Consider the following 21,241-nt stretch of genomic DNA (forward strand, 5'->3'; position numbering starts at 1 on the left):
CAGGAACGAATTATACGAATTCGAATCAGTAAAGCAACGGCTTTATGTAACATTCTGATCTAAGTGGGTAAAAAAAGGCCAACAAACATATAAGTGTTGGAAAATAGACCAAAGCAAACGTTTGCTTGATGGTAATCAAAAAGATTTTCTGGAATAATGCGCCAAAAACATCAGCCACTAACTTGAATATCAATACTAAGGAAATTCATGACTGCTCAAAATATTGATGGAAAGCTAATTTCTCAAACGGTTCGCTCCGAAGTTGCTGCACGTGTAAAAGCTCGTACTGAAGCTGGATTACGCGCTCCGGGCCTAGCGGTTGTTTTAGTGGGTGAAGACCCTGCTTCTCAGGTTTACGTTGGAAGTAAGCGTAAAGCGTGTGAAGAAGTTGGCTTCGTATCTAAATCTTACGACTTGCCAGCCACTGCGACAGAAGACGAATTGTTAACATTGGTAGACCAACTGAACGACGATCCAGAGATCGACGGTATTCTTGTTCAACTGCCTCTACCAGCTGGCATTGATAGCACTCACGTTCTTGAGCGTATCACGCCAGAGAAAGACGTTGACGGCTTCCACCCATACAATGTCGGCCGTTTGGCTCAGCGCATGCCTAAGCTTCGCTCTTGTACGCCAAAAGGCATCATCACGCTGCTTGACCGTTACAACATCGACTTACGTGGTAAACACGCGGTTGTGGTTGGCGCATCAAACATTGTAGGTCGCCCAATGACGCTAGAACTTCTTCTAGCAGGTTGTACAACGACAACATGTCACCGCTTCACCAAAGACCTTGAAGGTCACGTGCGTCAAGCAGACGTTGTTGTAGTTGCCGTTGGTAAGCCTAACTTCATTCCTGGCGCTTGGATTAAGAAAGGCGCTGTTGTGGTCGATGTGGGTATCAACCGTTTAGAATCTGGCAAACTAGTGGGCGACGTTGAATACGACGTAGCGAAAGAAAGCGCAAGCTTCATCACACCTGTGCCGGGTGGTGTTGGCCCAATGACGGTGGCGAGCCTAATCGAGAACACCATGATCGCTTGCGAGCAATTTCACTCGAAGTAGTCCGCAGCGCATATAAATAAAATTAGAAAGCCGCAACGTGATGAACGTTGCGGCTTTTTTGATGCTTTGGTACTTAGCTATTCGTTTTTACAACGGGGTGACTCGCTTTTGATGAAGTGCTCGTTGCTACTTATCTGGAGTCTCGACTTTTTCCGTCTGTTCAGAAGGCGGTAATAAACTAATAAGCTCACACTCCGTTGATATGAGTTTTTCCAACTCAGATCCTTGTGTAATTAAACGGAAATCACCGCCATTAATCACCCCAAGAGGAATGGCTTTAGGATACAAAGCGTTAAACTCTTTTAAATCAAATGCCTCGGTCAAACCTGTACTTTTAATTTGGCTACCCTGAGCCATCAGTGAGTTAAGCTTAGAATAGGTAATCCCTTCCGAGAACAGACTTCGATTGCCATTGCGGCTCACTTGATGTCTTTCATGCTTAGTCTCTGACGATTCAAGCTCAAACACCTTATTGGCACCAAACTCGTCTTGGTAATGCATGCTGACTAACGGGTTGGTTTGACGATAAGGCGAGACGATCATCGCACGCCCTATCCCATCGAGTTCCAAATTGTTTTCCGCGTGGCTTGAAGCTGGGTTACCAAAGTAAACATTCAAGTTATCCATACGAGCTAAGCGAATGCTTTCCCAGTTAGTATCAGCAAGCACACTGTTGATGTTGTGTGTGGCTAGCACCTTGGCAAATTGTCTTGCAAAGTGAGTGGCGCCAAAGAAGATAACCCCTTGCGCTTTCTCTTGAGTGACCCCTAGCCTTCTCGCCCACCAGCTCGCGGTTAAGCTCTGAATCACAACCGTACCAATAATGACTAAGAACACCATGGGCACGAGCAGATCTGCGCCTTCAATCAATTGCTTCTCTTGCAGTTTTATCGCAAACAGAGAAGAAACCGCGGCTGCTACGATCCCGCGAGGTGCCATCCAACTCAAAAACCATTTATCCGCCGAATTAAGATCCGTACCGATCCCGCTGATCCACACGCTTAACGGGCGAGCCACCAACATAACCACCGCTAGCAACCCAATACCGCCCCAACCTATCGAAAGGAAAGCCCCCGAATCGAGTCGACTGGCTAACAGAATAAACAACGCAGAAATAAGTAACACGGTCAGGGTTTCTTTGAATTCGATGATGTCTTCGATGTCCAAGCCCTTCACGTTGGCAAGCCAGATCCCCATGATGGTCACGGTTAATAAACCCGATTCTTCACTCAGATCATTAGAAAACGAGAACGCCGCCAACATTAGCGTCAGCACAGCCACATTACGTAAATAGTGCGGTACCCAATGCCCTTGCAGCATCTTGGCAATCAAATGGCCACCGATGATCCCTAAGCCTAAACCTATGACTAACGTCAGGCCCAGAGCTGACAGAACGTGTCCGGTAGGGTCGGCAGAAGAAACAATGTACTCGTAGACGAGAACCGCAAACAGAGCGCCAATCGGATCAATTACTATCCCTTCCCAGCGCAAGATACTGCCTAACGAAGATTTAGGCTGAATACTGCGAAGCATGGGCACGATTACCGTAGGGCCAGTTACCACAACTAATGCACCAAACAGTGCGGCTAACGGCCAACTGAAGTCCACAAAGTAGTATGCCCCCACCACGATACACGCCCATGTAATCAACATGCCGAAACTCACGAGGTGAGTCACCATCCGGCCATGGCCTCTGATTTCTTTGAAATTTAGGGTCAATGCTCCTTCAAACAAGATGATGGCAACCCCTAAGGAGATCATAGGAAACAGCACATCACCGAAAATGGCATCGGGATTTAGAATATTCAGGCCGGGACCTAACAATAGGCCAACGATAAGGAGAGGGAGAATGGCGGGAAGACGTAAACGCCAGCCGAGCTGCTGACAAGCTAAAGACAAGAGTCCAATTAACGCCAAAGAAGAAGTAATCGACAAATCCATTTATGCCCCTAAATAATTTGTGCCACACCCTGTGATACAAACCTATTTGCTAAAACAAGAAAGCCTACGTCATTAAACTATAGGCTCTCTTTTTCGTGCTGACCGAATATTATTGTGATTAATCAGTCACTTTACTATAGGGGAAATAAAGTGACTGACTCATCCACTCGGTGCTTAATGATTAAACTAGGTACTTACAGTGAAAGTACCACGCCAGCAATCGCGGCACTCATTAGGTTAGCAAACACACCTGCACAAATCGCTTTAAAGCCGTATTGTGAGATGAAAGAGCGACGCTCTGGTACCAAGCTACCTAAGCCACCGATAAGAATCGCCATGGTAGAGATGTTAGCAAAGCCACATAGAGCGAAAGTTACGATCGCTTGCGAGTGCTCACTTAGTGCCTCTTTAGCATCCATTAGTTGGATGAAAGCCACGAACTCGTTCACGACAATCTTGTTACCGATCAATGAGCCCGCAACCACAGCCTCAGACCACGGTACACCGATCAGCCATGCAACGGGTGCAAACACATAACCTAGGATAAGTTCGAAGCTTAGGTTTACGCCAAACCAGCCGCCAACGATACCTAGCAAGCCATTCAGCATTGCAATCACACTGATAAAGGCAAGAAGTGTTGCACCCACCGCAACGGCAATACGAAGTCCAGACATAGCCCCATCTGCCATCGCCTCAACTACGTTTGTTGCTCGTGGAATTTCTACATCAGACTCAACATTTTCTTGAGCGTCATTTGGGCTGCCAGGTACTAAGATTTTAGCCATCAATAGGCCGGCTGGTGCAGACATGAATGCCGCAGCGATCAGGAAGTTTAGGTCAACGCCAAGCGATGCATAACCCACTAGCGTACCACCAGCTACAGACGCCAAACCACACACCATCACAGCAAACAGTTGTGAATCTGTCATGTGTTTTAAGTAAGGCTTAACCACCAATGGCGCTTCAATCATGCCGACAAAGATATTGGCAGTCGCAGACAATGATTCCGCACGACCTGTGCCCAAGAACTTCTGTAGCGCACCACCAATAAGGTTGATCACCTTTGGCATAAAGCCGATGTGGTACAAGCCTGAAATCAGTGCAGAGAAAAAGATAATGATGCCAAGAACATTAATCGCGAAAACAAATCCGTTATTAGTTAGGCCACCAAATAGGAAGTTAATCCCCTCTTGACCGTAGTTGATCAAGCTAGATACCGCACCCGTGGCTGCATTCAACGCTTCTTTACCCATTGGTACATACAGAACCAATAGCGCGAATGAGATTTGTAATAAGAAAGCCAAAGAGACTGTTCTTAGTGGAATATTTTTTCTGTCCGTAGATAGTAACCAAGCGGCAACTAAAATAGTGATAATTCCAAGTAGGGAAGCCATGTGCGTCAACCTAAAAGTTGTAGGTAGGAAAGGCGACGCATTCTATAGAGGAAATCGTTTGCGGCAAGCTGAGGTTGTTAATGTGATGTTGGGGTAATCACGATTTAACTATGAGTATAATTAAGTTATTGAATTTTAATAATTAACTTTGATTAAAAAGCGTACTTTTTCCATATGGAAATTATATTTATAGATTAGGAAACAGTTAGCGATGCAGTTCAACGCAAGTTTTGAGGTTTTTGTCCCAATACGTCGGCGACCCGATATGATCTTTAATGAACTCAATCACAGCTGAAAGCTTCTTAGGCATGTTCTTTCGGCTTGGGTAAACGGCATAAAATGGCATCAGCTGACTGGCTCTCCACTCTGGCAATACTTGAATGAGCTTGCCCGTTCTAAACTCTTCTTTCACTAAGTAAGTCGCCAAATAAGCAACACCCCACCCTGATACGGCTGCGTCTCGCACGGCCTCAGCTAGATCCACCGAGTAATCACCCGCTACTTTAACGCTAAGGTTCTCTTGGCCATTATCAAATGCCCACGAGGTGTAATCTCGTTCACGGCTGCGATAGATAAGACAGTTATGGTCAATCAGATCAGAAGGCACATGTGGCGTCCCGGCCTTAATCAAATAGTCCGGTGATGCAGCCACCACAAACTGGCTGTCAGCCAATCGCTGAGCAATATAACCTTCTGGCAGATCTTCGTTGTTGGTGATCCATAGGTCCAGTCGCTCTTCAATCATATCCACCTTGTAGTCAAACAAGTGAACCTCGATTCTCAGCTGAGGATAAAGTTGTCTGAGCTGATCAATCGCAGGAATGATATGTAAAGTGCCAAATGACTGTGACAACCCAACACGCAATATTCCAGAGATGTCATCACGCTGGCTGTCCATATCCATTTGAGCGGCTTTTACCGTGTTAAACAGTTGCTCACAGTGCTGATAGAACACTTCCCCTGCTTCGGTCAGCGTTAAGCTACGTGTGGTGCGTTGTACCAACTTGATACCAATAGAGTCTTCAAGCAAAGCAACTTGCTTACTAATGTGAGACACCGAAACGTTCAAGCTTTTTGCAGCACTGGTAAAGCCTTCGTGCTTGATCAGCGCATGGAATATCACCATCTGTGCAGCTCTATCTGTTAGCACAAGATCACCTTATTAAATCTCTGAAATATAAAATCAAAAAGGACTCCGAAGAGTCCTTTAGTTCGTTCTGCCTATGGTAGGCCAAATGCTATTCAAAGCGACTTAGGTCTGTTAATCAAACTTAATTCTGTCGGCTAGATGGCTTACTGCCAAAGCAAAGTAGTAAGAACGATTCCACTTCATTAACACATTGTAGTTGTTATAAATGAGGTACGAACGTCCGGTTTCATCATCCGGCATGATTAACCAAGCTTTAATGTCTTCATCAAGTGTTGGCAGTGGGCGATCGTCATAGCGTTTAATACCGAGTTCAGACCACTCTTTTAAGTATTTCGCTTTGTCTTCGTCTCGACCTTGTAAATCGATCGACACAGTTGACGGAACATGAACCTGACGACCCCAAGTATATTTGTCATCCCACCCTGATTGGCTGAGATAATTGGCCGCCGAAGCAAATACGTCTTCTTCAGTGCCCCAAATGTCTTTCTTGCCATCACCACTGCCATCAGCGGCGTAAGCTAAGAATGAGCTTGGCATAAACTGAGGTTGACCCATCGCACCAGCCCAAGAGCCTTTCATTTCTTTTGGTGCAATATGGCCTTGATCAAGAATCTTCAATGCCGCCATCGCTTCGCTACGGAAGAAAGCTTCTCGACGTCCTTCATAAGCCATGGTCGTTAGGGCGTCGATAACGCTGTAATTGCCCGTGAACTTACCAAAATTACTCTCAACGCCCCATAGCGCGACAATGAATCTTGGTTGAACACCATATTCATCACCAATACGCTTTAACGCGGTGTAATGCTCCTTGTAGAGTGATCTTGCTTGCTTCACTTTCCAATCTGGAACCGCTCGTGGAATGTATTCATCCAGAGTCAGTTTTTTCTCAGGTTGGTTTTTGTCGGCTTTTACCGCTCTTGGCTTAAACGTTACACCATCAAAGGCTTCATCAATGATCGCTTCAGAGATGCCTTCTTCACGGCCTTGTTGTTTTAGTTTTTCTACATATTGCTCGAAGCTCAGTTCTTCAGCTTGTACTGAACTTATGGTCAGGCTATTACCCAATAGTAATGCCGACACAGCCAATATGGTTTTCGAAAATTTACTCAACGATCACTCCTCCTTGAATTGAGGTGGCTATCACTCTTCGTCTTGAGATTTCTGTTGAGCTTTACGCTCTTTATGAAGCTCAAGTTCGTTAACTGGTGGTGGCGGAACCTGTAAAAAGAAACCATCGGTATTCAGTGATTCTTTCACTTTTTCGATGTTTACTTGAGCCAGTTTACGGCCATCCATTTTAATTACCATTACAAAACTAGGTTTACCAAACATTTGCATCAATGCGTCAGGAACTTGTGAAAAATCATCCTTCTTAGGGATATAAAGGTATGTTCCTTCTTTCTTTGAGCTTTTATATATAGAACACAGCATGACAAACCTTTTAATTGATTATGACTACAAAACTCTCACTTGCGAGATCAATAGTTTATGTTAGGGAAATATTGGGAACAAAACGTCCATTTGACAACAAGATTACTTGCTGTGCTTGGTTTGGGAATATAACATGATAAACCTAGTTTCAGGCAATGCCCTTTATTTTATTGATAAAGAAATTGTACCAATCCGCTATTGAGGTCCTGTAGTTTTTCGATGTCTAGTAACCCAGATCTAAAAGGTAGCAGCTTTACGCTATCTGTTTTGCACTTATCCGATGATCAAGTCGAAAATGCAGTCTCTTTTCTTCAAGAGAAAGTAGACCAAGCACCTACGTTTTTCGCTGCCGCACCTGTTGTTATCAACATCAGTAAAGTCGCGGGCGATATCGATTTTGTGCAACTTAAAAATGGTATATCTCAAGCGGGCATGATCCCGGTTGGTGTGGCTGGCTGTTCTGATAAGCGAATGCAAAACCTCGCTAAAGAAGCCGGTTTTGCGGTGATGACGGCAAGCAAGTCGCCGTCTCAAGCTCCAGCGAAAATGGCACCAATCAAGGTGATTAGAACCCCTATTCGTTCTGGTCAGCAGGTTTATGCGAAAGATGGCGATCTATTGATACTCAGCCATGTGAGTGCAGGCGCGGAAGTGATTGCCGATGGCAGCATCCATATTCATGGCACTTTACGCGGCCGTGCGATTGCAGGTGCAAGTGGTCAAACTGAAGCAAAAATAATTTGTAATGACTTACAAGCCGAGCTGGTTTCCATTGCTGGAAATTACTGGCTCAGCGATCAAATTGAAAGCGAGTACTGGCAGAAGAAAACCATGTTCAGTATGGCAAACGATGTATTACACGTTGATGTCCTCGCAATATAAGAGAAATAAAAGGAAAACAGAATGGCACGCATTATCGTTGTAACGTCAGGTAAAGGCGGGGTAGGCAAAACGACCTCCAGTGCAGCTATTGCCTCGGGTCTGGCTTTAAAAGGAAAGAAAACCGCAGTTATCGACTTTGATATCGGTCTGCGTAACCTAGATTTAATCATGGGTTGTGAGCGTCGTGTTGTGTACGACTTCGTTAATGTTATCAATGGTGAAGCGACGCTGAACCAAGCGATGATCAAAGACAAGCGCACAGAGAACCTGTTCATTCTTCCTGCTTCTCAAACTCGTGATAAAGACGCACTAACAAAAGATGGTGTTCGTCGTGTATTTGATGAATTGGATGAAATGGGCTTTGATTTCATCATCTGTGATTCTCCTGCGGGTATCGAACAAGGCGCTCTTATGGCGTTGTACTTCGCTGATGAAGCGATTGTAACCACCAACCCAGAAGTCTCTTCAGTACGCGATTCAGACCGTATTCTAGGTATTCTTGACTCTAAATCTCGTCGTTCTGAAGACGGCTTAGAGCCAGTGAAAACACACCTTCTATTGACTCGCTACAACCCAGCACGTGTAACTCAAGGTGAGATGCTCAGTGTTGAAGACGTTGAAGAAATCCTGCACATCTCTCTACTGGGTGTAATTCCAGAGAGCCAAGCGGTACTGAACGCATCGAACAAGGGTGTTCCAGTTATCTTTGACGAAGCAACCGACGCAGGTATGGCTTACAATGATACTGTAGAGCGACTACTGGGTAGCCAAGTTGACTTCCGCTTCTTAACGGAACAGAAGAAAGGCATCTTCAAACGACTGTTCGGGGGCTAATGCACAATGTCATTATTAGAGTTTTTTAGACCACAGAAAAAGACAACCGCAAACCTAGCCAAAGAACGTTTGCAGATCATTGTTGCCGAACGACGCAGCCATGACGACCCAGCGCCGTCTTACCTGCCGCAACTAAAAGAAGACATCTTGAAGTGTATTGCCAAGTACGTTGAGGTCGATCCATCAATGGTTGATCTGACTTTTGAACACAAAGATGACGACATCTCAGTGTTAGAGTTGAATGTTAAGCTTCCAGAAGAAGATCGATAATCTTTCTGAACAAGATTGGCAGGTAATACACTTGCTTGTATTGATTGAATAAAAAAGAGAGCCTAGGCTCTCTTTTTTGTATGTGCAGTTTATAACTGTAACTAAGTTAGGCTTTAAAGCAGCAAGCGGTTATTTGATCGCTTTACTCAGCTTTTCGCCAACCACATCTAAACGCCAGCCTTGCATAACATCAGGCAGCTTTTCTGGGTTACGATCGTGCTTCCACACCCAGCTTAACATTTGGTTAAGTTGCTTCTTCGATGCCAAGAATTCCGTCGCCAAACCACTGTGTTGTGATGCTGTTTTCACTTCATCTTTCAGCACTTTGAAGAGTTGCTTGTAGCCAGGGAAGTCCATTAGACGTTCTACTGGTGCTGGGTACTCTTCTTCTGGTGTATGTTCCGCTAACTTTACGATTGAGCTGATCTTCGCACCATGGCGACGCACAGAGCGGTAATCAAAACCCTCTTGCTCCATGTGCTTGGGATCTTTCATCGCAAAACGCGCCACAGCCCATAGGTCTTGTTCTTTGAAGACAAAGTTCAGCGCTAAATCGCGCTTGATTGCTTCTTTTAGACGCCAAGTTGCTAGAGGTCGTAAGATCGCTAATTGCTTCGGTTTAAGCTGCCACGCCCCTTTAATATCAAGGTAGGCTGTATCTGGGTTTACTTTACGAATGCGCTTGGCAACTTGTAAATCAGACTCTTGCTGAGCCGCTTCCCACCAGCCAGCTTCCATCACTTTTTCTAGAAGCTTGTTGTACATTGGCATTAGGTAATGCACGTCTGCTGCTGCGTAGTCCAATTGTTTTTGAGAAAGCGGACGCGCTAGCCAGTCTGTGCGAGATTCACTCTTATCGAGATCGACACCGACAAACTCTGAAACCAGAGCAGCAAAGCCCGTTGATAAACCATGACCTAAGAAAGCCGCCATGATCTGTGTATCAACCATTGGTGTTGGTGTACAGCCAAATGCGTTCTGGAACACTTCCAAATCTTCACCGCACGCGTGCAGCACTTTCAATACTGATGCGTCTTTCAACAAGGTAACGAACGGTGTCATGTCATCAAGAGCAAGAGGGTCAATCAGTGACAGCGTTTCACCATCAAATAACTGAATCAAGCCTAATTGAGGGTAATAGGTTCTAGTACGAACGAACTCCGTATCAAGCATAACGACATCGGCTTCACGTGCTTGTTGGCAAACTCGCTCAAGGTCTTTCAATTGGGTAATGATTTGATAATCCACAAAAACTCTCACAGGTTTCTATTTGATCGCCGGATACAAAAATGCCGACATTAACTGTCGGCATTCTAACACCATTTTTCAGCGCTCGCTTAGATTAAGCGCCTCAATGGTTTTGGTGCAGTACTTTCGCGCAAACGGGCTAATTATTCGCTAGCGCGTTTCGCAAGTTCTGCATCGTTTTCTTCACGCAGTACGCGGCGTAAGATCTTACCTACGTTAGTCTTTGGAAGATCATCTCTGAACTCGACTAATTTAGGGATTTTGTAACCCGTTAAGTGCTCACGACAGTGCGCGATAATGTCTTCTTTGGTCAGGCTAGGGTCACGCTTCACAACGTAGATCTTAACCAATTCACCAGACACTTCATGAGGTTGACCGATAGCTGCTACTTCAAGCACTTTACCATGCAGAGCCACAACGTCTTCAATCTCGTTCGGGTAGACGTTGAAGCCTGATACAAGAATCATGTCCTTCTTACGGTCAACGATGTACAACAAGCCTTCGTCATCAAACTTAACGATGTCACCTGTCGATAACCAACCGTCTTGATCGATCACTTCTTTGGTCGCTTCAGGGCGCTGCCAGTAACCTTGCATCACTTGAGGGCCACGAACTTGTAGCTCGCCTACTTGGTCATTAGCAATAACCTTACCTTCATCATCAACAATACGAACTTCTGTCGATGGTACTGGTAGGCCGATAGCACCTGTGTAGTCTTTCAGGTCGTATGGGTTACCCGTTACCAGTGGTGAACACTCAGTTAAGCCATAGCCTTCCAATAGGTGAATGCCTGTCGCTTTCTTCCATTGCTCAGCAACAGCGCGTTGAACCGCCATGCCGCCGCCAACAGATAGGCGTAGGTTACTGAAATCCAACTCGTGGAAATCTTCGTTATTAACTAGCGCATTAAACAAGGTGTTTACGCCGGTAATTGCGGTAAACGGAACCTTTTGCAGCTCTTTAATAAAGCCAGGAATGTCACGAGGGTTAGTAATTAGAAGGTTACGACCACCCATCTCAACAAACAGTAAGCAGTTCACCGTCAGTGCAAATACGTGGTAAAGCGGTAATGCCGTTACAACCAACTCGCGGCCTTCTTGCAGAACAGGACCGTAAGCCCCTTTCGCTTGAAGTACGTTCGCAATCATATTGCGGTGCGTTAGGATTGCGCCCTTCGCTACACCTGTTGTACCACCAGTGTACTGTAGGAACGCGATGTCATCACCCGCCATGAACGGTTTCACATATTGAAGACGACGACCTTTGTGCAGCGCTTTTCTGAATGAGATAGCACCCGGCAGATCATACTTAGGCACCATGCCTTTTACGTATTTCACTACAAAGTCGACAATTGTCCCTTTCGCGCGTGGCAGCATTTGCCCTAGGCTAGTTAGAACAACGTGTTTAACCGGCGTGTTATCAACGACTTTCTCTAGCGTGCTCGCAAAGTTAGATACGATAACAATCGCCTTTGCACCAGAATCGTTCAGTTGATGTTCAAGCTCACGAGGTGTGTACAGTGGGTTGACGTTCACTGCAATCATACCTGCACGCAATACACCAAACAGTGCAATTGGGTATTGCAGTAGGTTTGGCATCATTAGCGCGACGCGATCGCCCTTCTTCAGTTTCAAGTCATTCTGCAGGTAAGCGGCAAAAGCACGGCTGCGCTCTTCAAGCTTACGGAATGTCATAATCGAGCCCATGTTCTCGAATGCAGGTTGGTCCGCGTACTTCTGTACCGACTGTTCAAACATTTCTACAAGAGATGGGTACTGATCTGGGTTGATCGTTTCTGGTACGTCACTTGGATAACGTGAAAGCCAAGGTTTATCCACGATGTTACTCCTCGTTTATCAGCTGACGACTGCTTCGCCGCTTTTTATCATTGCGGTATTACAGCACAGCTTTAGTGCATGAGCACTAAAAGGCTCAAACACTTGTTTAAATTTTGTTAACTACACCAAGAATTAGCTCTGAAACTAGCTCTGGGCTCTCTAAATGACAATGATGTCCACCAGGAACAGTCTCTATTTGCAGAGGACTATGCACTGATTTGTAGCGATTATGCTGCAAATGTCGGAATCCATCATTGCCTAGGATTATTAATTGAGGGCATTCAATAGCCGCCATAATCGCTTCAGCGTGCGCTTGTGACATTCGATATAACGAGTCACATTTTAGATTAGGGTCGCATCGCCATTGCCAAGAGTTCTCGAACTCGACAATACCTCGCTCAACAATAGGAGCGATTAATTCAGCATTAATTTGGTTGGCGTGAGCTCTCAGCTTAATAGCATCCTCAAGGCTTGCCAGAGGACGTGAAGGCTTTCTTCGCTGTCGAAGACGACTGAGTACCCCATCTCTCAAGCGAGAAACCGTTTCTTGGGGAGCTTCTGAAAGAGGTCCGTGACCTTCAATTTGAATTAATCCTGACACCTTTTCAGGAAAGGCGGCACTATAGCAACTTGCTATCAATGCACCAAGTGAATGTCCTACCAGTACCAGTCTGTTTGGCGATAATTTAGTCACCAACTGATGCAAGTCATCTATATAATCATGAAATGGGTAGTAACTTCCCGATTTGTGCGACGAGAAGCCGTGTCCGAAGAGATCGATAGCAACAAGGTGAGCATTGGGCGCAAACTTGGCGACTTGCTGCATAACCTGATTAAAGCTGGACGAATTATCCAACCACCCATGAATAAAAACGACCGTCGTTGCGGTCGTTTGTGGGTTGCCAATCTGTTGTGTTGCAAGCGTCCCGCTCGCGAGGGAGTATGACTTTTCAATCATCAAACATGTAGTTCCATCTGTTTGCGTAATCAACATCGGATAAAGTTAATTACTCTACGTCTTGTATCACTCGACCTTGTCTTGGCATCGTTTGAAAACTGCGACAATGTAAACTTCTGCACGAGTAGTAGGTTGGTGCAAAATCGTTAACAACAACACGCTCAGTGATGTTCCACAGTCGTTGGTTGTCCACTTTCATCACAGGGAAGATGTAAGGGTATTCCCCTATTTTTCCATCTTCACTTCCGCTTGACTGACCAACCAGTGTAATCAGACGGCCTTCTGCAAAACTTAGAGGCTCAACATACCCTTCAATATAACCAACAAAACGTCCGCTTGGCTCTGCGTCTAGGTCTGGCTTACCGCTACTCGAAATCGGCATATTAGCAACTTCGATTCGAGTCTTATCTTTCAAGTTGGTTACTTTAGAGATAACGCCACCCAATCGAACACTTTTCGCCTCCGGTAGTTGGTCGACCCACTGTTGGTAATCACTAATTACAGGCTCTGATTTTGCTTCAAGTTCGCTAGGAAGTGATGAACACCCGGCAAGTACCAAGACACCAAGAGAAAGGGCTATTAAGCGTAATTTAGAGAGATAATTTGACATGGTTCTGGTCCTTAAACAGGCATTAATAAGAAGCTCTAGATGTAGATATCGACACCGATAAGCTTTGCAAGTTCTTCTTTCTTCGCCTGATTCATTACATCCATATACTCTTCCATAGCCTTACGTCCTCGGCCTTCTGGAAGATCATACTGGATTTGAGCCTTGTGTAGTTCAGACTCTTTAACTTGACGAATAGAGTGAGAAACAGCATTAGCGACCTTAGTCGGTTGCCCAACCGCAGTGCTAGCATCAGATTTTTTTGCCTGCTCCTTCTTTTTAATTCGATTCGGCTTAGACGTGCTGCCTATCGAAGAAGGAGGTAAGTTGTTAATTGATACCATGACTAAATATCTGCCCTCTCAAATCTAAATAATACGCATTTAGACCTAATTTGCATCAGAACCTTGTAAAAATTATTCGCGACCTGGCAGTTTCTTCCAAGTCACTTTGTCACGAAGATAAACAGGCTCAGACTCTTCTGCTGCAACCGCTTTACCTTCTGCGTAAGCAAACTGAGCAAGGAACGCCATATCTTGAGCTTCTGGGAACAGCACTTCACACGCTTTGGTGTTGATCGCTAGTGTGTCCATATGCTCTGCATACGCTTCCCACCCTGTGCCGACTTTTGCCCATGTCTCAGAATCCGCTTCAAGCTGCGCAGCTAATTCGCTTGGTGGTGTAACACACTCAGCATCAACTGCAGTCCAACGACCATCTTGTTCACGGCTGTAACGAGCCCAGTACACTTCACTCATGCGAGCATCAATCGCTGTTGCTACGTGCGTTTCACCAAATTTACGGTAGCTGCCCTGCGCCATCGCTGCCAATGTAGACACACCGATCATCGGTAAATCAGCACCAAAAGCCAAGCCTTGAGCAATACCGATACCAATACGCACACCCGTGAAACTGCCTGGGCCTTGGCCAAACGCGATTGCGTCGATATCGGTTAAAGCGACATTCGCTTCTTTCAGTACTTCATCAACCATAGGTAGAATTTTTTTCGTATGGTCTCGAGGAGCCTCTTCGCTACGTGCGAACACCTGGTCACCCATTACTAGTGCAACTGAACAGTTTTCAGTTGCGGTATCTACTGCAAGAATTTTCGCGCTCATTCGTGTCTCAAATATTCGTTATCTAATCTAAAAATAATGGCTAAGCTCAACAATGCTAATTACTCAGCAGCGGTTGAATGGTCTTTAGCTAAGAATTCTTTAATAATCCCTAAGTCACGGGTACGTGGGATAGGCGGTAAACTCGCCAAAAATATGCCACCGTAATCGCGAGTCACCAAGCGGTTATCGCAAATAATCAAAGCGCCATTGTCGCGTTTATCACGTATCAAACGGCCAACACCTTGTTTCAAGGTAATTACAGCGTCTGGCAACTGCACCTGTGCAAAAGGATCACCCCCTTTTAACTTACAGTCTTCGATTCGAGCCTTTAACAAAGGATCATCAGGGGCTGTAAAGGGCAATTTATCGATGATAACACAGCTTAATGCGTCGCCCCTAACATCTATCCCTTCCCAGAAAGCGCCAGTGGCTACCAGCAATGCGTTACCTAATTCCATGAATTCGGCTAAGGTTTTTTGTTTACTTGTCTCACCTTGTAGCAGAACTGGAACCGAGAGCGTTTCACGGAATCTTTCGCCTAGCTCTTTCATCATGCTGTGAGAGGTACACAAGAAGAAACAGCGACCTTGGTTTTGCTCAATCACAGGGGTCAACATTCTTACTAGCTTATCCGCTAAGCCGGGACTATTTGGTTCGGGTAGATAGCGAGGCACACACAAACGCGCTTGATTCGGATAATCAAACGGGCTCGGCAGTGAAAACTGTGCCGACGGTTTTAACCCTAATCGAGAAGTAAAGTGTTCGAAATCATCCGACACAGCCAAAGTTGCAGAGGTAAACACCCAAGCACCCGGTTTTAGCTCAATCTGCTCATGGAATTTATCCGCAACCGAAAGAGGCGTGATGTGCAAAGCAAAGTGGCGTGGCGTGGTGTCATACCAATAGGAATAACCGGTAATCGACACATCACACACACGTTCGATACGCGACTTAATCATGGTTGCACGCTCAAAAGCCGTGTCTAACAACTGGCTTCGACCCAATGCTAATTTCAATACATCCACAGCCAGTTGCAACGCATCTTGTAAACGCACGAGCTCTCTCGCAATCGACTCTGACTTCAATGCTTCACGCCAGTTACCACGAAAGCCGGTGTCGCCGAGCACAATGCGTAAATCGGCGGCTGATTGAATGAGCCTCTCGCCAACCTTTTGCAGCTGCCGCATGTCTTTGGCTTCAGTGCGGTAAGCGATTTCAATGTCTTTGGCTAGTTCTTGGATTTGTCGGCTTGATACTGATTGTCCGAAATACTGACTGGCGATATCGGGAAGTTGATGCGCTTCATCGAAGATAAACACATCGGCTTCAGGTATCAGCTCACCAAACCCGGTTTCTTTGATCGCTAAATCCGCGAGGAATAGATGGTGGTTTACTACGACAACATCCGAATCCATCGCTTTTTTACGCGCCTTAAGCACAAAGCAATCAGTGTAGCTCGGGCATTCTTTGCCTAAGCAGTTGTCGTTAGTCGAGGTAATGGTTGGAATAACTGGGCTGTCTTCAGCGATATCATCACAATCGCCTAAATCACCCGTTTGAGTGGATGACGACCAACTACGAACTTTGACTAACTGAGCCAGCAGAGTTGGATCGGTATGAGCACCATGACTCTCGATCATTTGGCGGCTGAGTCTGTCCAAACACAAATAGTTTGAACGTCCTTTGAGCAACGCAACTTGACCATAAAAGCCAAGCGCATCGACCATCAAGGGTAAATCTCGGTGAAACAGCTGTTCTTGAAGGTTTTTAGACCCCGTACTAATGATGGTTTTCTTGCCACTAAGCAGCGCAGGCACTAGGTAAGCAAACGTCTTACCAGTACCTGTTCCAGCCTCAACAACCAACTGGCTTTGATTTTCAATAGCTTGTGAAACCGCTTCAGCCATGTCTAACTGAGCTTGTCTTGGTTGAAACCCAGGGATAGCTTTGCCCAGAGCGCCATCAGCAGAAAACGTTTTAGATATCATAGAGTACGAAGTTTAGAAAAAGAGAAGGAGAATTATGGCAGGTTTAGTGAGCCGGCGCGAATCAAGAATGACTTCGCACCGGAGGTGTTTGGTTTGGCTTGACGTGGCTTAAGTTACCTTGAAGGTAAGAATTGAAGAAGTAGGAATTAGAGAATCGTTTTTATTTTCGACTGAGATAACGTGATAGCCAAGGAGCACCTTCAAAATGGTTATCACCAGGCTGTATGGCTTTCGCTGCATCGGTTGGTGAGGTCTTACTTTCCCACATTTCATCTAGAACATGACCATCTAATTCGGTACCTCTCGCCAATGAATTCACTCGCTTGCAGTACAGTTTTTTGGCTAGTAACTCTTTATCCATAAGTATCACCTCTATTTTTGGCCAAGGCGTAAATGCCTCGGTTGAAGTTCAAATGCGTACTACGGTCAAAACTTTTAAAAATGAAGCTTCTGCCTGTTTTTCTATCTAAAAACTGATATTTCTATATCAAACAATTTATCAAAGCGATAAATCAGCAGCAGAATTTGTTGAAACCAACTTGATAATAGATTAATTATAACGGTGATATTGCGGCTCAGTTCACCGTTCGACGGCCTGCATTAAATTTGAAGAATCCCTATTTCATATAATAAGTGCAACATTTCATGGAAGTAAGATGCAAATGGAAAGAAAAACTTTACTAACACATTGTACTGATGCCCCGGGCCTCATCTCTAAGATCACCAATATTTGTTATAAGCACCAACTCAATATTATTCACAACAATGAGTTCGTAGATAACACAAGTGGCCACTTCTTTATGCGCACCGAGCTGGAAGGCTATTTCAATGATGAAACCTTGCTTGCCGATTTAGACCAAGCCCTGCCACCAAATACGAAACGTAAGCTTGTTGATTCGTCTCGCAAGCGTGTTGTGATACTCGTGACCAAGGAAGCACACTGCCTTGGCGACATTCTAATGAAGAACTTCGATGGCAGCTTAGACGTTGAAATTGCGGCCGTTGTCGGTAACTACGACATTCTACAAAGCCTAACCGAGCGTTTTGACATCCCTTACCACCATGTTTCTCACGAAGGGCTAAACCGTGAAGAACATGAGAAGAAGATGCTAGAAGTGATTGACCAGTACGAGGCGGATTACCTTGTTTTGGCTAAGTACATGCGAGTGCTGACACCAGGTTTTGTTGAAAAATACCACCACAAGATCATCAATATCCACCACAGCTTCTTGCCAGCATTTATTGGCGCGAAGCCATACCAACAAGCGTATGAGCGCGGCGTGAAGATCATTGGCGCAACGGCACACTTTGTGACGAATGATTTGGATGAAGGTCCAATCATCAAGCAAGATGTTATCCCTGTGGATCACAACTTCAGCGCGAAAGACATGGCACAAGCCGGTCGTGACGTAGAGAAGAATGTATTAAGTAAGGCGTTAAACAAGGTGATCAATGATCATGTGTTTGTTTACGGCAACAAGACTGTAATTCTGTAAATCGGATATTCGATTTCCGGTAAGACTTCCAGTTAGAACCCAATAAAAAACGCGCAATAGGGAAAGCCCATCGCGCGTTTTTTGTATCTGATGATCAGACTCGCTTTGAGAGATTCCCGACTACGCTCCTTCGTCGCTATCGGGAATGACGAACTCGGTGATGAACCTTCGAGCTATAGGCTCTAACATACGCTCTCGAACGCTCAGTCTGTCACTATCCAAAGATAGACTCTGGAAAATTTCATCGAACACCCCGTCATTCCGACGAGCCAAGGCGAGATCAGGAATCTCTTTCCTAGCAACTCTCTATTCAAATTAAGCCTGTTCTGATTCCACAATCTTCTTCAAAGAGTGTGGATGCAGCTTGATGCAAATCCCTTGATGTTTAAAAGCCACTGTTGGGTTATTCAAGCGTTCACCCTCGCCTTTCGGGCTAGAGAGTTTGATCTTAACGCCTTGCTCACCCAGCGTTTCAAAGTTAGCAGCGAACTGCGGGTAAGTTTCTTTAAGATCCGCTAGATACTCATCAGCTGTTTGGGCATGAGAAGGAATCACAAACTCTACATGTTCCCAATCTTGGCTTGGGTAAATCTTACCTTCTGCTGGATATGGCAGCTCCAAACATTCAATTTTCCAGCCAAGGCTTTGCAAGGGTTCATCGAAAGCCAACACCACAATTGGACGACCATTAATCATCGCCTCAGAAATCATAGAGCCGTACTCAGACCACGCTTGATGGGCAGATTTCGCTAGCTCAGTGTCATTGATTCGCAGCGCAATATGATCCGCTTGAGCAAAGCTTAAATCCAAACCTAATGTATTTCCTAGGCTCTCGATTTTTGCCATAAAAGTATCAAGGCGGGCGATCATTTGTTGTGGTTCTAGTTCAGCTTGCTTCAGGCTCATCATCATTGTCTGTGTTCTCCAAATAATGGCTGCATGTTATCAGTTTTGCCTTTTGCAACAAGCGTTGCTTTTACAAAAAACACTCAATAACTATGTTCTTTTCGCTCCTTAAACATGCAAACGCGTCTTGCTAAAAGTCGATTGTCAAAAACCACTCAGGAAATGTTAATTTTCTATCAATTCGACCTATAAGAAACCGCACAAAATTGGTATGATTACCGCCATTTCTGTGAACTTAAACAGAGTCTGCTGCTGATTTTGGCATTAAATCGTTAACTAGAAGCATAATTAACCAATTTAATGACCAAGAATTAACGGCCACTCTTATCATCCTTGAATTGAAGGAAACGCGTGTGAATATCCAAGCACTTATTAATGACAAAGTATCTCAGGCTCTAGAAGCCGCTGGCGCACCTGCAGGCTCTCCTGCTGCTGTTCGTCAATCTGCAAAACCACAGTTTGGTGACTACCAAGCAAACGGCGTTATGGGCGTTGCTAAACGACTAGGCACTAACCCACGAGAATTTGCTCAAAAAGTATTGGACGTTCTAAACCTAGACGGTATCGCGTCTAAAGTTGAAATCGCAGGTCCGGGTTTCCTAAACATCTTCCTAGATGAAGCTTTCCTAGCCAAACAAGCAGACGCAGCATTGGCTGATTCTCGCCTTGGTGTTGCAGTAGCAGTAGCAGAAACACAAACAATTGTTGCGGATTACTCTGCACCAAACGTTGCGAAAGAGATGCACGTTGGTCACCTACGTTCAACCATCATCGGTGATGCGGTCGTTCGTACTCTTGAGTTCCTAGGCCACAACGTTATCCGTGCTAACCACATCGGTGACTGGGGTACTCAATTTGGTATGCTTATCGCAAACCTTGAGCGCGTTCAGGCTGAGTCTGGCGAAGTTTCAATGGAACTTGCTGACCTTGAAGGCTTCTACCGTGAATCTAAAAAGCTTTACGATGAAGACGAAGAGTTCGCAGTTAAAGCACGTGGCTACGTTGTTAAACTACAAAGCGGCGACGAGTTCTGCGCAGAGATGTGGAAGAAGCTTGTTGACGTAACAATGATTCAAAACCAACGCAACTACGATCGCCTAAACGTGTCTCTAACGCGTGATGACGTAATGGGCGAAAGCATGTACAACCACATGCTTCCAACTATCGTTGCTGACCTAAAAGAGCAAGGTCTTGCAAAAGAAGATGACGGCGCACAGGTTGTATTCCTAGACGAATACAAAAACAAAGATGGCGACCCAATGGGCGTTATCATCCAGAAACGTGACGGCGGCTTCCTTTACACAACCACTGATATCGCTTGTGCAAAATACCGTTTTGAAGAACTAGGCGCAGACCGCGTACTTTACTTCATCGACTCACGTCAGCACCAACACCTAATGCAAGCTTGGACTATCGTTCGTAAAGCAGGTTACATCCCAGAATCTGTTTCTCTTGAGCACCACGCATTCGGCATGATGCTAGGTAAAGACGGTAAACCATTCAAGACTCGTGCAGGCGGTACTGTTCGTCTTGCTGATCTTCTTGATGAAGCCGAAGTTCGTGCAGCGCAGCTAATCGAATCTAAGAACCCAGAACTAGCAGAAGACGAGAAGAAAGCGATCGCGAACACTGTTGCTATGGCAGCGGTTAAGTACGCAGACCTTTCTAAGCACCGCACTACTGACTACGTGTTCGATTGGGACAACATGCTTGCATTCGAAGGCAACACAGCACCATACATGCAGTACGCATACACTCGTGTTGCTTCTGTATTTGCTAAAGCTGGCATTTCTATGGACTCGCTTGAAGGTGAAATCAAAATCACTGAAGAGAAAGAGAAAGCGCTTATCGCGAAACTTCTACAGTTTGAAGAAGCAGTACAGTCTGTTGCTCGTGAAGGTCAACCACACATCATGTGTAGCTACCTGTTCGAACTAGCTGGTCAATTCTCTAGCTTCTACGAAGCGTGCCCTATCCTAGTTGCTGAAGACGAAGCTGTTAAGCAGAGCCGTCTGAAGCTTGCTGCACTAACAGCGAAGACGATCAAGCAAGGTCTATCGCTTCTAGGTATCGACACTCTAGAGCGCATGTAAGCGATTCGAGATTCGAGATTCG

Annotated in this window: 20 protein-coding genes; 6 read left to right on the plus strand and 14 right to left on the minus strand. The window is 45.3% G+C overall.

What is annotated here, in order from left to right:
• The first annotated feature begins 207 nt into the window (after window positions 1-207).
• Window positions 208-1,065: a bifunctional methylenetetrahydrofolate dehydrogenase/methenyltetrahydrofolate cyclohydrolase FolD gene (gene folD, locus AB4263_RS06580; RefSeq protein ID WP_017062367.1), complete on the plus strand. Its 858-nt coding sequence runs from the start codon at window positions 208-210 to the stop codon at window positions 1,063-1,065.
• Between the two features lie 126 nt (window positions 1,066-1,191).
• Here the strand turns inward: folD and AB4263_RS06585 are convergent, their stop codons facing one another.
• From AB4263_RS06585 to AB4263_RS06605, 5 genes are all read right to left on the minus strand, one after another.
• On the minus strand, window positions 1,192-3,006 hold the full coding sequence (locus AB4263_RS06585; RefSeq protein ID WP_372097934.1) for a cation:proton antiporter: 1,815 nt from the start codon (window positions 3,004-3,006) through the stop codon (window positions 1,192-1,194).
• Window positions 3,007-3,200: 194 nt separating this feature from the next.
• Window positions 3,201-4,400 (minus strand): NupC/NupG family nucleoside CNT transporter, encoded by a 1,200-nt coding sequence (locus tag AB4263_RS06590; RefSeq protein ID WP_372097936.1) that lies wholly within the window; start codon window positions 4,398-4,400, stop codon window positions 3,201-3,203.
• A gap of 205 nt (window positions 4,401-4,605) precedes the next feature.
• On the minus strand, window positions 4,606-5,526 hold the full coding sequence (locus AB4263_RS06595) for a LysR substrate-binding domain-containing protein (RefSeq protein ID WP_017067671.1): 921 nt from the start codon (window positions 5,524-5,526) through the stop codon (window positions 4,606-4,608).
• 135 nt (window positions 5,527-5,661) lie between these two features.
• Entirely contained in the window at window positions 5,662-6,660 is a 999-nt protein-coding gene (locus AB4263_RS06600) for a lytic transglycosylase domain-containing protein (RefSeq protein WP_017062371.1), read from the minus strand.
• 30 nt (window positions 6,661-6,690) lie between these two features.
• Window positions 6,691-6,981: a YcgL domain-containing protein gene (locus tag AB4263_RS06605; RefSeq protein WP_017062372.1), complete on the minus strand. Its 291-nt coding sequence runs from the start codon at window positions 6,979-6,981 to the stop codon at window positions 6,691-6,693.
• Between the two features lie 219 nt (window positions 6,982-7,200).
• On the opposite strand from AB4263_RS06605, the gene minC reads away from it, so the two are divergent.
• From minC to minE, 3 genes are read left to right on the plus strand one after another with little or no spacing between them, the layout of a single operon-like run.
• A complete protein-coding gene (gene minC / locus AB4263_RS06610) occupies window positions 7,201-7,863 on the plus strand; it encodes a septum site-determining protein MinC (protein ID WP_017063419.1) in 663 nt (220 codons plus the stop codon).
• Between the two features lie 21 nt (window positions 7,864-7,884).
• Window positions 7,885-8,697 (plus strand): septum site-determining protein MinD, encoded by an 813-nt coding sequence (minD, locus tag AB4263_RS06615; protein ID WP_009848498.1) that lies wholly within the window; start codon window positions 7,885-7,887, stop codon window positions 8,695-8,697.
• 6 nt (window positions 8,698-8,703) lie between these two features.
• Window positions 8,704-8,967, plus strand: coding sequence for a cell division topological specificity factor MinE (gene minE, locus AB4263_RS06620; RefSeq protein WP_010436847.1), 264 nt, complete (start codon window positions 8,704-8,706; stop codon window positions 8,965-8,967).
• A gap of 129 nt (window positions 8,968-9,096) precedes the next feature.
• On the opposite strand, the gene rnd is transcribed toward minE, so the two are convergent.
• The 8 genes from rnd to AB4263_RS06660 form a co-directional block, all read right to left on the minus strand.
• Window positions 9,097-10,215 (minus strand): ribonuclease D, encoded by a 1,119-nt coding sequence (rnd, locus tag AB4263_RS06625; RefSeq protein WP_372097938.1) that lies wholly within the window; start codon window positions 10,213-10,215, stop codon window positions 9,097-9,099.
• A 143-nt stretch (window positions 10,216-10,358) separates the two neighbouring features.
• On the minus strand, window positions 10,359-12,053 hold the full coding sequence (fadD, locus tag AB4263_RS06630) for a long-chain-fatty-acid--CoA ligase FadD (RefSeq protein ID WP_017062375.1): 1,695 nt from the start codon (window positions 12,051-12,053) through the stop codon (window positions 10,359-10,361).
• Between the two features lie 106 nt (window positions 12,054-12,159).
• Window positions 12,160-13,011, minus strand: a complete 852-nt coding sequence (locus AB4263_RS06635; RefSeq protein WP_372058224.1) for an alpha/beta fold hydrolase — start codon at window positions 13,009-13,011, stop codon at window positions 12,160-12,162.
• A gap of 49 nt (window positions 13,012-13,060) precedes the next feature.
• A complete protein-coding gene (locus AB4263_RS06640) occupies window positions 13,061-13,621 on the minus strand; it encodes a Slp family lipoprotein (RefSeq protein WP_017067373.1) in 561 nt (186 codons plus the stop codon).
• Between the two features lie 35 nt (window positions 13,622-13,656).
• Window positions 13,657-13,962: a hypothetical protein gene (locus AB4263_RS06645; RefSeq protein WP_017062378.1), complete on the minus strand. Its 306-nt coding sequence runs from the start codon at window positions 13,960-13,962 to the stop codon at window positions 13,657-13,659.
• A 72-nt stretch (window positions 13,963-14,034) separates the two neighbouring features.
• The gene (tsaB, locus tag AB4263_RS06650) at window positions 14,035-14,736 is read right to left on the minus strand and encodes a tRNA (adenosine(37)-N6)-threonylcarbamoyltransferase complex dimerization subunit type 1 TsaB (RefSeq protein WP_048615073.1); all 702 of its coding nucleotides are present in this window, start codon (window positions 14,734-14,736) and stop codon (window positions 14,035-14,037) included.
• A gap of 59 nt (window positions 14,737-14,795) precedes the next feature.
• The gene (locus AB4263_RS06655; RefSeq protein WP_372097940.1) at window positions 14,796-16,724 is read right to left on the minus strand and encodes an ATP-dependent DNA helicase; all 1,929 of its coding nucleotides are present in this window, start codon (window positions 16,722-16,724) and stop codon (window positions 14,796-14,798) included.
• 160 nt (window positions 16,725-16,884) lie between these two features.
• Window positions 16,885-17,085, minus strand: coding sequence for a hypothetical protein (locus tag AB4263_RS06660; RefSeq protein ID WP_017062381.1), 201 nt, complete (start codon window positions 17,083-17,085; stop codon window positions 16,885-16,887).
• Between the two features lie 301 nt (window positions 17,086-17,386).
• Here AB4263_RS06660 and purU point away from each other — a divergent pair, with 301 nt between their 5' ends.
• Window positions 17,387-18,220 carry a formyltetrahydrofolate deformylase gene (purU, locus tag AB4263_RS06665; RefSeq protein ID WP_029235131.1) on the plus strand — a complete coding sequence of 278 codons (834 nt, stop codon included), beginning with the start codon at window positions 17,387-17,389 and terminating at the stop codon, window positions 18,218-18,220.
• A 315-nt stretch (window positions 18,221-18,535) separates the two neighbouring features.
• Here purU and AB4263_RS06670 read toward each other — a convergent pair whose 3' ends face one another.
• Window positions 18,536-19,132, minus strand: coding sequence for a VOC family protein (locus tag AB4263_RS06670; protein ID WP_017070298.1), 597 nt, complete (start codon window positions 19,130-19,132; stop codon window positions 18,536-18,538).
• Between the two features lie 347 nt (window positions 19,133-19,479).
• Here AB4263_RS06670 and argS point away from each other — a divergent pair, with 347 nt between their 5' ends.
• Window positions 19,480-21,219 (plus strand): arginine--tRNA ligase, encoded by a 1,740-nt coding sequence (gene argS / locus AB4263_RS06675; RefSeq protein WP_372097942.1) that lies wholly within the window; start codon window positions 19,480-19,482, stop codon window positions 21,217-21,219.
• Window positions 21,220-21,241: the final 22 nt, after the last annotated feature.

This window comes from Vibrio sp. 10N.261.55.C5 (assembly GCF_041470505.1).
Classification (GTDB): Bacteria; Pseudomonadota; Gammaproteobacteria; order Enterobacterales; family Vibrionaceae; genus Vibrio; species Vibrio crassostreae_C.

Excerpts from the sequence above, each read along its gene's own strand:
- folD (WP_017062367.1), top strand. The coding sequence starts at position 208 with ATGACTGCTCAAAATATTGATGGAAAGCTAATTTCTCAAACGGTTCGC.
- AB4263_RS06585 (WP_372097934.1), bottom strand. The coding sequence starts at position 3,006 with ATGGATTTGTCGATTACTTCTTCTTTGGCGTTAATTGGACTCTTGTCT.
- AB4263_RS06590 (WP_372097936.1), bottom strand. The coding sequence starts at position 4,400 with ATGGCTTCCCTACTTGGAATTATCACTATTTTAGTTGCCGCTTGGTTA.
- AB4263_RS06595 (WP_017067671.1), bottom strand. The coding sequence starts at position 5,526 with ATGGTGATATTCCATGCGCTGATCAAGCACGAAGGCTTTACCAGTGCT.
- AB4263_RS06605 (WP_017062372.1), bottom strand. The coding sequence starts at position 6,981 with ATGCTGTGTTCTATATATAAAAGCTCAAAGAAAGAAGGAACATACCTT.
- minC (WP_017063419.1), top strand. The coding sequence starts at position 7,201 with ATGTCTAGTAACCCAGATCTAAAAGGTAGCAGCTTTACGCTATCTGTT.
- minD (WP_009848498.1), top strand. The coding sequence starts at position 7,885 with ATGGCACGCATTATCGTTGTAACGTCAGGTAAAGGCGGGGTAGGCAAA.
- minE (WP_010436847.1), top strand. The coding sequence starts at position 8,704 with ATGTCATTATTAGAGTTTTTTAGACCACAGAAAAAGACAACCGCAAAC.
- AB4263_RS06635 (WP_372058224.1), bottom strand. The coding sequence starts at position 13,011 with ATGATTGAAAAGTCATACTCCCTCGCGAGCGGGACGCTTGCAACACAA.
- AB4263_RS06640 (WP_017067373.1), bottom strand. The coding sequence starts at position 13,621 with ATGTCAAATTATCTCTCTAAATTACGCTTAATAGCCCTTTCTCTTGGT.
- AB4263_RS06645 (WP_017062378.1), bottom strand. The coding sequence starts at position 13,962 with ATGGTATCAATTAACAACTTACCTCCTTCTTCGATAGGCAGCACGTCT.
- tsaB (WP_048615073.1), bottom strand. The coding sequence starts at position 14,736 with ATGAGCGCGAAAATTCTTGCAGTAGATACCGCAACTGAAAACTGTTCA.
- AB4263_RS06655 (WP_372097940.1), bottom strand. The coding sequence starts at position 16,724 with ATGATATCTAAAACGTTTTCTGCTGATGGCGCTCTGGGCAAAGCTATC.
- AB4263_RS06660 (WP_017062381.1), bottom strand. The coding sequence starts at position 17,085 with ATGGATAAAGAGTTACTAGCCAAAAAACTGTACTGCAAGCGAGTGAAT.
- purU (WP_029235131.1), top strand. The coding sequence starts at position 17,387 with ATGGAAAGAAAAACTTTACTAACACATTGTACTGATGCCCCGGGCCTC.
- AB4263_RS06670 (WP_017070298.1), bottom strand. The coding sequence starts at position 19,132 with ATGATGATGAGCCTGAAGCAAGCTGAACTAGAACCACAACAAATGATC.